At 64.8% G+C, this 11,700-nt stretch carries 10 protein-coding genes; 4 read left to right on the forward strand and 6 right to left on the reverse strand.

The window, feature by feature from the left end:
• Positions 1–28 precede the first annotated feature (28 nt).
• The 5 genes from AWB78_RS29410 to AWB78_RS29430 all read right to left on the reverse strand — a co-directional run bounded on the left by AWB78_RS29410 (position 29) and on the right by AWB78_RS29430 (position 5,602).
• Entirely contained in the window at positions 29–1,138 is a 1,110-nt protein-coding gene (locus tag AWB78_RS29410) for an MraY family glycosyltransferase (protein ID WP_062609912.1), read from the reverse strand.
• A 79-nt stretch (positions 1,139–1,217) separates the two neighbouring features.
• On the reverse strand, positions 1,218–2,267 hold the full coding sequence (galE, locus tag AWB78_RS29415) for a UDP-glucose 4-epimerase GalE (protein ID WP_062609914.1): 1,050 nt from the start codon (positions 2,265–2,267) through the stop codon (positions 1,218–1,220).
• A 21-nt stretch (positions 2,268–2,288) separates the two neighbouring features.
• Positions 2,289–3,428: a glycosyltransferase family 4 protein gene (locus tag AWB78_RS29420; protein WP_062609915.1), complete on the reverse strand. Its 1,140-nt coding sequence runs from the start codon at positions 3,426–3,428 to the stop codon at positions 2,289–2,291.
• A gap of 108 nt (positions 3,429–3,536) precedes the next feature.
• Positions 3,537–4,343: a glycosyltransferase gene (locus tag AWB78_RS29425; protein WP_062609917.1), complete on the reverse strand. Its 807-nt coding sequence runs from the start codon at positions 4,341–4,343 to the stop codon at positions 3,537–3,539.
• A complete protein-coding gene (locus AWB78_RS29430) occupies positions 4,340–5,602 on the reverse strand; it encodes an oligosaccharide flippase family protein (RefSeq protein WP_062609919.1) in 1,263 nt (420 codons plus the stop codon). Before AWB78_RS29430 ends, AWB78_RS29425 begins: the two co-directional genes overlap by 4 nt.
• A 457-nt stretch (positions 5,603–6,059) precedes the next feature.
• On the opposite strand from AWB78_RS29430, the gene AWB78_RS29435 reads away from it, so the two are divergent.
• The 4 genes from AWB78_RS29435 to waaA all read left to right on the forward strand — a co-directional run bounded on the left by AWB78_RS29435 (position 6,060) and on the right by waaA (position 10,894).
• A complete protein-coding gene (locus AWB78_RS29435; RefSeq protein ID WP_062609921.1) occupies positions 6,060–7,460 on the forward strand; it encodes a phosphomannomutase/phosphoglucomutase in 1,401 nt (466 codons plus the stop codon).
• A gap of 147 nt (positions 7,461–7,607) precedes the next feature.
• Positions 7,608–8,603 (forward strand): lipopolysaccharide heptosyltransferase I, encoded by a 996-nt coding sequence (waaC, locus tag AWB78_RS29440; protein WP_062609923.1) that lies wholly within the window; start codon positions 7,608–7,610, stop codon positions 8,601–8,603.
• A gap of 51 nt (positions 8,604–8,654) precedes the next feature.
• A complete protein-coding gene (kdoO, locus tag AWB78_RS29445) occupies positions 8,655–9,539 on the forward strand; it encodes a Kdo hydroxylase KdoO (protein ID WP_062609925.1) in 885 nt (294 codons plus the stop codon).
• A gap of 32 nt (positions 9,540–9,571) precedes the next feature.
• The gene (gene waaA, locus AWB78_RS29450) at positions 9,572–10,894 is read left to right on the forward strand and encodes a lipid IV(A) 3-deoxy-D-manno-octulosonic acid transferase (protein ID WP_062609938.1); all 1,323 of its coding nucleotides are present in this window, start codon (positions 9,572–9,574) and stop codon (positions 10,892–10,894) included.
• Positions 10,895–10,915: 21 nt separating this feature from the next.
• On the opposite strand, the gene ureG is transcribed toward waaA, so the two are convergent.
• On the reverse strand, positions 10,916–11,566 hold the full coding sequence (gene ureG / locus AWB78_RS29455; RefSeq protein WP_062609927.1) for an urease accessory protein UreG: 651 nt from the start codon (positions 11,564–11,566) through the stop codon (positions 10,916–10,918).
• Positions 11,567–11,700 lie beyond the last annotated feature (134 nt).

The raw sequence follows: 11,700 nt of genomic DNA on the forward strand, positions 1-11,700 counted from the left end.
GGGCGGCGTTTGCGTCATTCAAAAAGAATCACTTCTTCACCGTGTGCGGGCGGCGAACCACCAGCCAGCGCGGCGCCTTGAAGCGCACGATGCTCATGTAGAGCCACACGTAAGTCGCCGCGAACACCACGACGAAGCAGAACAGATGCAGCGTGTGCCGCCAGAAGAGCGTGGCGGGAATCACCGCGATGAGGCACAGCAGCCACAGATATGGCGACGTGAGCGAATTGCGCCGCGTGAGTTCGTGCGCGTTCTTCGCGCCGACGGCCCAGCGCATCAGGCGCTTGTAGACGAGCATATGCAGATGCACGCCGTCCGGAATGCCGGGCGAGATGCCGCGAATGAATTTCTTCCGATAGATCGAAAAGCACGTCTCGAAGATCGGATACATGAAGAGCAGCACGGGATACCACGCGGAGACGTCGCGGTTGCGCATCACGAGCAGGATCGACAGCTCGCCCAGCATGAAGCCGACGAAGTACGCACCGCCGTCGCCGAGAAAGATCAGCCCGGCGGGAAAGTTCCAGATGAAGAAGCCCATCACCGCGCCCATCATGATGAGCGAGCCCGACAGCACGACCGGATCGTGCACCTGGAACGCCACGTAGGCGAGCGAGGCGAACATCATGAAGCTGACCATGGACGCCAGGCCGTTGAAGCCGTCGATGATATTCACCGCGTTCGCCAGCGCCGCGACGGCGATCACCGTCACCGCGCACGAAATGACCGCGTAGGACAGCAGGAAATCGAGCGGCGGCACGCTGATGCGCGTGACCGCGATATCGAGGAACGCGTAGGCGAGGCCCGCGGCCGCCATCGTGCAGATGAGGCGTGCGAGCGGCGAGACGCGCTTGGTCAGGTCTTCGATGAGCCCGGAGAGAAACGCCGGCAGCCCGCACGCGACGATGCCGAGAATCCCGCCCGACACGGCCGGATAGCTCCATCGCAGCTGCACGGCCGATGCGGTCAGCCCGCAAATGATGCCGACGCCGCCGATGCGCGGGACGGGCCGCGCGTGAAACTTCTGCACGCCGGCGAGATCGGTGTCGCCGAGCACGCCTTCCTGCAGGTGTGCGAAGCGCACGATCAACAAGGTCACGAGCAGCGAGACCAGAAAAGCAAGCGCGAAACTAAGCATGAAATAGAACCGGTCGAGAGAAGCAGCCCCGCGTCGCGCTCATATCTAAGCAAAAGCCGGCGCGGGGCGCAGCGAGACTTTACGCGAATCCCTTCGGATTCTGCGACTGCCAGCGCCAGTGATCCGCGCACATGCGTTCGATGCCATGTTCCGCGCGCCAGCCGATCAGTTCCGCAGCGGCGGCCGGATCGGCGTAGCAGGCAGCGACATCGCCCGGGCGGCGGGGCACCAGCTCGTACGGCACGGTTTTGCCCGATGCGGCTTCGAAGGCCTTCACGACATCGAGCACGCTGTAGCCTTGCCCCGTGCCGAGATTCACGACGAAGCTGCGGTCGAGCGTCTTCAGCGCGTCGATGGCGGCGATATGCCCGCGCGCCAGATCCACGACGTGAATGTAATCGCGCACGCCGGTGCCGTCGTGCGTATCGTAATCGCTGCCGAAGACGCGCAGGCGCTCCAGCTTGCCGACGGCCACCTGCGCGACATACGGCATCAGGTTGTTCGGAATGCCCGCCGGATCTTCGCCGATCAGCCCGCTCTCATGCGCGCCGACCGGGTTGAAATAGCGCAGCGTCGCGATGCGCCACGACGGATCGGAGACTTCGAGATCGCGGAGAATCTGCTCGGCGATGAGCTTCGACTGGCCGTAGGGGTTGGTCGCCGAGAGCGGGAAGGATTCGTCGATCGGCACGCTCTTCGGCACGCCGTACACCGTCGCGGACGAGCTGAACACGAAGTTGCGCACGTTGCGCTCTTTCATCACCTTGAGCACGGCGAGCAGGCTGCCGATGTTGTTGCCGTAGTACTCGACCGGTTTCGCGACCGACTCTCCCACGGCTTTCAGCGCCGCGAAGTGGATCGCGCCGGTGATGTCGTGCGCGTCGAAGATGCGGTTGAGCGCGGCTTCGTCGCGCGCGTCGGCTTCATACAGTGCCACGCGCTTGCCGGTGATGCGCTCGACGCGCTTCGTCGACTCCGCGCGGCTGTTGACCAGGTTGTCGATGACCACGACGCCGTAGCCCGCATCGAGCAGTTCGACGCACGTGTGCGAACCGATGAAGCCCGCTCCGCCTGTCACGAGAATCGTGCCTTTCGTCGCCTGAACCTGCGACTGTGTGCCATTCGTCATGTGCTCTCCCAGTGAGTCGAATCAGAGTGAAATGCCGGTAATGGCATGTATTGTGCCCTTGTAGCGTTCGACGACATTTTTTTCGTCGAATTCGCGGGCGACTTTTTCGCGGCCGCGCCGCGCCATCGCTTCGCGCTCCGCGATGGGCAGCGTCAGCATGCGCTCGAGCGCCTCGGCGAGGCTGTCGGCGCTCTTCACCTCGCAGAGCAGGCCGTTTTCGCCGTGCTCGACCACCTCGCGGCAGCCGGGCACATCGGTGGCGACGATCGGGCGGCCCATCGCCGAGGCTTCCATCAGCGTGCGCGGCACGCCTTCGCGATATGAGGGCAGCACGACGCAATCCGCCGCGGCCACGAGCGGCCGCACGTCGTTCGCTTCGCCCAGATATTCGACGATATTGTCCGTTTCCCACTTCTGCACGTCGGTGCGGCTGATCGCGCTGGGATTGTCGACGCCGACCGGCCCGAGCAATTGAAAACGCGCGTGCGGAAATTTAGCGCGGATTCTGCGCGCGGCTTCCACATATTCCGCCACGCCTTTATCCCACAGAAGCCGGCCGATCAGGATGAACACGAAATCCTCGCGTGCGGGCAGCGGCTCGAACGCGAATTCATCCAGATCGACGCCTTCGCCGTGCAGACGCCGCGCGCGATCCGGATGCGCGAGCAGATTCTCGTGCAGAAACGCTTCGTGATCGTCGCGGTTCAGGAACCACACTTCGCGCGGAAAGCGGAACGCGAAACGGTACAGCCGCTTCGCGACCTGCGCCGTGCGGCTCTTCTGGATGAACACGTAGCCGAGGCCGGTCGTCACCGCGATCGACGGCACGCGCGCGAGCATCGCGGCGAGCGAGCCGTAGATGTTCGGCTTGATCGTGTAGTGAAACACGATATGCGGGCGCGTTTCGCGATATTCGCGATAAAGCGCGGCGAGCGTCTTCAGGTCCTGACGCGGGTCCGTTCCCTTCGATGCCACCGGCAGCTCGACGCAGCGGCAGCCCATTTCCGTGAGCGGCTCGAAGGTGCGGTCGCGCGGCGCGATGATCGTCACTTGCGCGCCGCGCGCGGTCAGCATGCGCAGCACGCCGCGCCGGTAGGTGTAGATCGCCCACGCCGTGTTGCAGACGAGGGCGATGCGAAGACTCGACTTTTCTTTCGTCATCCGGAAGTCACGGTTCGACGGCATCGATCGCGCTGCATGCTTCACGCGGATTCGCCGTGCGCTCAACGTAGCGCAAAACTAAACAAAAAGAATTCGACACAATCATCGTTACGCGGAAGAGGCGGTTTTCAGCAACTTCGCCTTCAGACTGCGCAACGCGCGATACGGCAGCACCAGGTGCGCGATGCTCTTCGCGATGCCCGCCCAGTCGAGCGGATTCGTCACGCGCAAATGACGCAGTTGCAGGCGCAGCGTCGACATGACCTGCGCGCGCCGCTTCGTCGCGCTGATGCCGCCTTCGTTCAGCTCGTAGAAAAGGCCGAACTCGGGCAGGTTCGCGCCGTCATGACGCTGCAACAATCGGAGGATCAGATCGAGATCCTCGGCGGCGCGATACTGCGCGCGATAGTTGCCCGCTTCGATCACGGCATCGACGCGCAGCATCAGCGACGGATGCGTGAAGCAGGTGCGCGCAAGCATCATGCGGCGGATCGCGGCGGGTTCGGCTGGCGGCGTCAGATCGAAGAGCGGCGCGCCTTGCGTCGATACGACGTGCGTCCACATGCCCAGCACGGCGACGCGCGGATGCGCCTCCATGTACGCGCGCTGCTTCGCGAGGCGGCCGGGCGTCGCGAGATCGCCCGCGTCGATGCGCGCCGCGTAGCGCACGCCGCGCGCCGCAAGTTCGGTGATGCCCGCTTCGAGCGCGCGCTCGATGCCGCCGTTCTTCGGCATGCGCAGGATGTCGATGTGCATGCCGTCGATGACGGGCGCGACGATTGGCGGCGTGCTGCCGTCATCGACGATCAGCACGTGCACCGCCGACGTTTCCCTGAACGACGCGAGCGTGCGTTCGACATCGGCCTGGCCGTTGAACGCGGGCATCAACACAGCGATGTCGGATAGATCACTCATGCGCGCAGCCGGAAACGAATGTAGTAGAAGTTCACCGACGCCGCCGCGACGTAACCCGCCGCGAGCCCGATCAGCGCGCCGTAGCCTTCGATGCGCGGAATCGCGATCCAGTTCACCGCGAAGGCCACCGCGAGCGCGAACAGCCACTTCGACAGCAGCACGTACTTCGCCTGATATTTCAATACGACGAGATTGCCGATCGCCTCGATGCCCGCGGGCACCGAAAGCCACACGGCCCAGCGGAAAATATCGGCCGCGCCCGCGTAGTTCGGGCCGAACACGCGCGCGATGATGAAGCCCGCGAGCGAATCGAGGACGGCCGCGCCCGCGATCATCAGCACGGCGGTCATCGCGAAGAGCCGCACGAGATTGCGCTTCAGGCGCGCCCTGTCCTGCACGCGATAGACGAACGCGGGCGCGATGGTCTGCGAGAGCATCAGCGCGAGCGCGATCCAGTTTTCGTTCAATTGCTGCGCGGCGGAATAAAGCCCGAGTTCCGCGAACGATACGCGATGCGCGAGCATCAGCCGGTCGAGCTTCAGGAACAGATACATGCAGATGAGCCCGAGCCAGAACACCGTGCCCGCGCTCGCGAAATGTCTGAAGAGCGCGCGGTCGAAATGCCAGCCGAGCTTGCCGCCATGCCGGCGCATGTAATACGCGACGAGCGCCGCGCTGATCGCCGCGGCTTCGAGCGCCCAGAGCCAGCCGAAGGCGGGCGGCGCGGCCGCGAGACGCACGAGCGTGTAGACGAGCGCCGCCTTCGCGATGGCGGCCATCATGCTCGCGATGAGTTGCGGCTTGCTGTACGTGAGACTTTGCAGCCACGAATTGACGACGCCGATGAACGGCTCGCGAAAGAGCATCGTGAGGGCGAGGCCCGCGAGCATCAGACCGACCATCGGGTCGGTGCCGCCCGCCGCGATCCAGAGCCACGTCAGCACGAGCGCGATGACCGAGACGCCGATGCGCAGCACGAACGCGCTGCCGAGCACGGCGCCGGTTTCGGCGGGCGCGCGGTTGACGATCGTCGGCACGAGAATCTCCGCGCCGCAGACCCAGGTGATCGGCGCGATCACGAGCAGGAGCGTGTTCGCGTATTGCCATTTGCCGAAATCGTCGGGGCCGAGATAGCGCGCGAGCAGGCCCGATATGACGATGGCGACCGCGATCTGCGTGAGCCGCTCGAGCCCGAGCCAGACAATATTGATGAGCGCCCGCGCGACGTCCGGATTGCCGGAGCGCGTCAACGCCTTCATGCGGCGAGTCCCGCTGCGCAAGCGGGCACGGCGCGTGCTACCGAAGCCTGACCGCCTCGCGAAAGCGCGTGATCGATCAAATTTTGTGTGTTGGCGAGCGGACGCGCCTCATTCGAAGGCATCGAGGCGAAAGAGCGTTTGAGCATTGGATTAGAATGAACGCGCAGGCTTGAACTGGGTTTGTCCCAGCGCGAGCAGCCACGAGAGCGCCGAAAGACAGCGATTATAAAGTGCGATCCGGGGCACGCCCGCCGCTGGCGTTTCTTTTGCATTTATTTGCTTCCAATTGTTTCTTTCGTATTGATTTAATAGACGCATAGGCAGAATTCGATACGTCATCTGGCAGTCGTTCGCGCGCTCTGCCCGCTGCACCGGCGCGCAACGAGTCACGACCTGCACGCCCTCATGGCTGCATCGCCGAGAATTGATCAATTAATAGAGAAGAGGTAGCCATCTCATGAGCCAAGTATCCCAATCCATCTTCAAGGCATACGACATTCGCGGCATCGTCGGAAAGACGGTCGACAAGGATGTCGCGAAAAGCATCGGCCAGGCCTTCGGCAGCGAGATCAAAGCCCAGGGCGGCGACTCGGTCGTGGTCGCGCGCGACGGGCGCCTGTCCGGCCCGGAACTCGTCGGCGCGCTCGCGGACGGCCTGCGCGCGGCGGGCGTCGATGTCGTCGATGTCGGCATGGTGCCCACGCCCGTCGGCTATTTCGCGGCGAGCGTGCCGCTGCCCTTGCCCTCGGGCGAGCGGCGCGTGGATTCGTGCATCGTCGTGACGGGCAGCCACAATCCGCCCGACTACAACGGCTTCAAGATGGTGCTGCGCGGCGCCGCGATCTACGGCGACCAGATCCAGGGCTTGTACAAGCGCATCGTCGACGGCAATTTCACGGCGGGCGAAGGCAGCTACACCGAGTTCGACGTGTCGCAGATCTATCTCGACCGCATCGTGTCGGACGTGAAACCGGTGCGCGCGATGAAGATCGTCGTCGATACGGGCAATGGCGTCGCGGGCGGGCTTGCGCCGCGTCTGTTCAAGGCGCTCGGCTGCGAGCTGGTCGAACTGTTCACGGACATCGACGGCAACTTCCCGAACCATCACCCGGACCCTGCGCATCCGGAAAACCTGCAGGACGTGATCAAGGCGCTCAAGGAAACCGATGCCGAAATCGGCTTCGCGTTCGATGGCGACGGCGACCGTCTCGGCGTCGTGACGAAAGATGGCGAGGTCATCTATCCGGATCGCCAGTTGATGCTGTTCGCGCAGGAAGTGCTTTCGCGCAACAAGGGCGGCCAGATCATCTATGACGTGAAGTGCACGCGCAATCTCGCGAAGTGGGTGCGCGAGCAGGGCGGCGAGCCGGTCATGTGGAAGACGGGCCACTCGCTCGTGAAGGCGAAGCTGCGCGAAACCGGCGCGCCGCTCGCGGGCGAGATGAGCGGCCACGTGTTCTTCAAGGACCGCTGGTACGGCTTCGACGACGGCTTGTACACCGGCGCGCGCATGCTCGAAATCCTGTCGCGCGTGGCCGATCCGAGCAAGCTGCTCAACGATCTGCCGAATTCGCTTTCCACGCCTGAGTTGCAACTGAAGCTGGAAGAGGGCGAGAACTTCGCGCTGATCGCGAAACTGCAACAGAACGCGAAGTTCACCGGCGCTGACGACGTGCTGACCATCGACGGCTTGCGTGTGGAGTATCCGGATGGCTTCGGGCTCGCGCGCTCGTCGAACACGACGCCGGTCGTGGTGATGCGCTTCGAGGCGGACAACGACGCGGCGCTCAAGCGCATTCAGGAGGATTTTCGTCGGGTGATTCTGGCGGAGAAGCCGGACGCGAAGTTGCCGTTCTGAGTATTGCGGGCGTCGTGCATGCCCGAAGAAAAGCGGCGCGGTCAATCAGATCGCGCCGCTTTTTTTGCTTATCTGATGCGCGCCGCGCGCTAAAATCCCCGTTTTCCTGCTTCCTCTGCCGCGCGGTCCGCGCCCTCCATTCACAGCGTGCAAAAGATCCTGATCGTCCGCGTGTCGTCGCTCGGCGACGTCGTTCACAACATGCCCGCCATCGCCGACATCCGCCGCCGCTATCCGGATGCGCAGATCGACTGGCTCGTCGAGGAAAGTTTCGCGAGTCTCGTCGAACTGGTGCACGGCGTGCATCGCGCGATCCCGTTTTCGCTGCGGCGCTGGCGCAAGGCGTTCGCGTCGCCTGCGAACTGGCGCGAGATCGGCAAGTTCAAGCGCGAGCTCGCCGCCCAGAAATACGATCTCGTGATCGACTGTCAGGGGCTCATCAAGACCGCGTGGGTCGCGAGCTGGGCGCGCGGGCCGCTGGTCGGGCTCGGCAATCGCACCGAGGGCGCGGGCTACGAATGGCCGGTGCGCTTCTTCTACGACCGGCGCGTGCCGATCGAGCCGCGCACGCATGTCGTCGAGCGCACGCGGCAACTCGTGGCGGCGGCGCTCGATCTGCCGAAGCCGCAGATGACCGACGACATCGACTTCGGCCTCGACACGCACCGCGCGACGCTCGCCGTCTCCGCGCTCGGGCTGAATCTGCCGGTGCCTTACGTCGTGTTCGTGCACGCCACGTCGCGCGCCGACAAGCAGTGGCCCGAAGCCGCGTGGATCGAACTCGGGCAGGCGCTCGTGACGCGCGGCGCGTCGATCGTGCTGCCGTGGGGCAGCGACGCCGAACGCGCGACGAGCGAAAAGCTCGCGAAGGAATTCGGCGCGGCCGCGATCGTGCCGCCCAGGCTTTCGCTGCCCGCGGTGGTCGGCCTGATCGACGGCGCCGCGGCGACCGTGGGCGTCGATACGGGCTTGGTTCATATTGCCGCGGCGCTGAAGCGCCCGACCGTCGAGTTGTACAATTTCTCGACCGCCTGGCGTACCGGCGGCTACTGGTCTCCGCAGGTGGTCAATCTCGGCGACGCGAGCCGGCATCCGACGCTTTCCGAAGTCAAGACCGCGCTCGCGGGCTTCGGCCTGCTGTAGCGTTTTCATCGTGCGCGGCGCTGTGCGCGGGCAACTCAAGGTCGTAGACACATGACGGAATCTCAAATCATCGAAGTCGTATCGGGCGACTGGCAGGGCAAGAACCTGTCCGTGCCGCGCGAGACGCTGCTTGCCGGCGTCGAAAACGGCAAGGTGCTGTATTTCCCAAATCTGCGGTTTCAGATCGACGGCGGCGAGCTCGCGCTGCTCGATCCGAAGATCGCCGACCCGAAGCGCAAGAACATCAGCCTTGCGCCCAACGGCGGCGCGCTGAACGGCGTGCTCGGCGACAACGTGATGCAGTCGGCGGTGCGCTCGCTCATCAAGCGGTATCAGGACAATGCGCGCTCGCTCGTCGACGGGCTCTTTCCCGAATACGACGGCAAGCTGCGCGTCGCGCCCACGAGCCTGCGGCTGCATCAGGTCGAAACGCGCGAGACGTCATGGCGCAAGGACGACAGCCGCCTGCACGTCGATGCCTTCCCGTCGCGTCCGAACTACGGCGAGCGCATCCTGCGCGTGTTCACGAACATCAATCCGAAGGGCTCGCCGCGCGTGTGGCGCGTAGGCGAACCGTTCGAGGACATGGCGAAGCGCTTCCTGCCCGGCATCAAGGCGCAGGCGCCCGGCTCGGCATGGCTCATGAATCTGCTGCACATCACGAAGTCGCCGCGCAGCGAGTACGACCATCTGATGCTGCATCTGCACGACGCGATGAAGGCCGATCTCGACTATCAGAAGGTTTCACCGCAGGAGACGATGCCGTTTCCGCCCGGCTCGGTGTGGGTCTGCTTCTCGGATCAGACTTCGCACGCGGTGATGTCCGGCCAGTTCATGATGGAGCAGACCTTCTTTTTGCCCGTCAAGGCGATGGCGCGGCCCGAATGCGCGCCGCTCGGCATTCTCGAGCGCCTGAAGGGCAGGGCGCTCGTTTGAGCGGCGCGGCTTCTCCGAGCGCATCGGCCGCGGTGCTGAGAGCCGTCTACAGGGCGCTCTGGTGGATCGTCGCGCCGCTCGCGGTGCTGCGGCTCTATATCCGTTCGCGCAAGGAGCGCGGCTATCGCGAGCATATCGGCGAACGCTTCGGGCACATTGCACCACGACGCTCCGATGATCTCGCGCCGCTCATCTGGGTGCACGCGGTATCGGTCGGGGAGACGCGGGCGGCGCAGCCGCTCATCGACGCGTTGATGAAGGCGCATCCCGAAGCGCGCGTGCTGCTCACGCACATGACGCCGAGCGGCCGCGCGACCGGCGTCGAACTGTTCGGCGATCGCGTGCTGCGCGGCTATCTTCCCTACGATCTGCCGGTTCTCGTGCGGCGTTTTCTGCGCGCATGGCGGCCGTCGCTCGGCATCGTGATGGAGACGGAAGTCTGGCCGACGCTCATCGACGAATGCAAGCGCGCCGACGTGCCGCTCGTGCTGACGAACGCGCGCATGTCGGAACGTTCATATCGGCGCGCGACGAAGTTCGGGCGCGCGGTGCGCGAAGTGTTCGGCGGTTTCTCGCGCGTGCTCGCGCAGACGCCGTCCGACGCCGAGCGGCTCACGGCGCTGGGCGCGCGCAATGTCGCGGTGCTCGGCAATCTCAAGTTCGACATGACCGCGCCGCCCGAACTCGTCGCGCGCGGTCAGGCATGGCGCGCGGCGATCGGCGATCGTCCCGTGTGGGTGGCGGCGAGCACGCGCGAAGGTGAAGAGACGTTGGTGCTGCGCGCGTTCTCCGCGCTGAACGTGCCCGATGCGTTGCTGATTCTCGTGCCGCGTCATCCGCAGCGTTTCGATGAAGTCTCCGCGCTGATCGCGAGTCTCGGGCTGACGAGCGCGCGCCGCTCGGTGTGGGCGCCGAAGCCCATCGCGGCGGGATCGGGCGCGGACGTGCCGGAGCCGCTGCCGGCGAGCGTGCAAGTGCTGCTCGGCGATTCGATGGGCGAGCTCGGCGCGTATTACGCGGCGGCGGATCTGGCGTTCATCGGCGGAAGCCTGTTGCCGCTTGGCGGGCAGAATCTGATCGAAGCGTGCGCGGCGGGCGTGCCGGTGCTGATCGGGCCGCATACGTTCAACTTCACGCAGGCGACCAACGATGCCATCGCGGCGGGCGCCGCGCTGCGCGTGCAGGACCCGCAGGCGCTTGCGCGCGGGTTGCGCGAGATCTTCTCCGACAAAGCCAGGCGGCTCGCGATGAGCGCGGCGGCGTCGGCGTTCGCGGCGCGCCATCGCGGCGCGACGGAGCGCACGGTCAGCGTGCTCGGCGCGTTGCTCGAAGAGGAAAGCGACGCGGCGAAGTGACCGTCATCTTCGCCGCGCGTGTCACGCGAGCAGCAGCCCCTTCTTCTCGATGAAGCCGATGACGTCATCGAGCCCATCGAGCGCTTTCAGATTGCACATCACGAACGGGCGCTCGCCGCGCATCTTCTTCGCATCGCTCGCCATGATGTCGAGATTCGCGCCGACATAAGGCGCGAGATCCGTCTTGTTGATCACGAGCAGATCCGACTTCGTGATGCCCGGTCCGCCCTTGCGCGGAATCTTCTCGCCGCCGGCGACATCGATCACGTAGATCGTCAGATCGGACAGCTCCGGGCTGAACGTCGCCGCGAGGTTATCGCCGCCCGATTCGATGAACACGATATCCGCATCCGGAAACTTCGACACCATGCGATCGACGGCTTCGAGATTGATCGATGCATCCTCGCGGATCGCCGTATGCGGGCAGCCGCCCGTCTCGACGCCCATGATGCGCTCGGCCGGCAGCGCGCCCGCGACGGTCAGCAGGCGCTGATCTTCCTTCGTATAGATATCGTTGGTGATGGCGACGAGATCGTATTTCTCGCGCATCGCCTTGCAGAGCATTTCGAGCAGCGTGGTCTTGCCGGAGCCGACCGGCCCGCCGACGCCGACACGCAACGGCGGCAGTTTCTTGGTTCGGCGGGCGGCGGCGGAATAGGCGGGAGCATTCATGTGGCGGGCTAGGCCGAACTTTGAGTGTGCGCCGCGCATAGACCATTGATTTCTCACGGTTATGCGTGCGTGAACGAGACGATTACTGGGTACAGATTGCGGGGCTGACGTTGAGCAGGTGGAAGGCCTTTTCT

It is taken from the genome of Caballeronia calidae (genome assembly GCF_900044055.2).
Taxonomy (GTDB): domain Bacteria; phylum Pseudomonadota; class Gammaproteobacteria; order Burkholderiales; family Burkholderiaceae; genus Caballeronia; species Caballeronia calidae.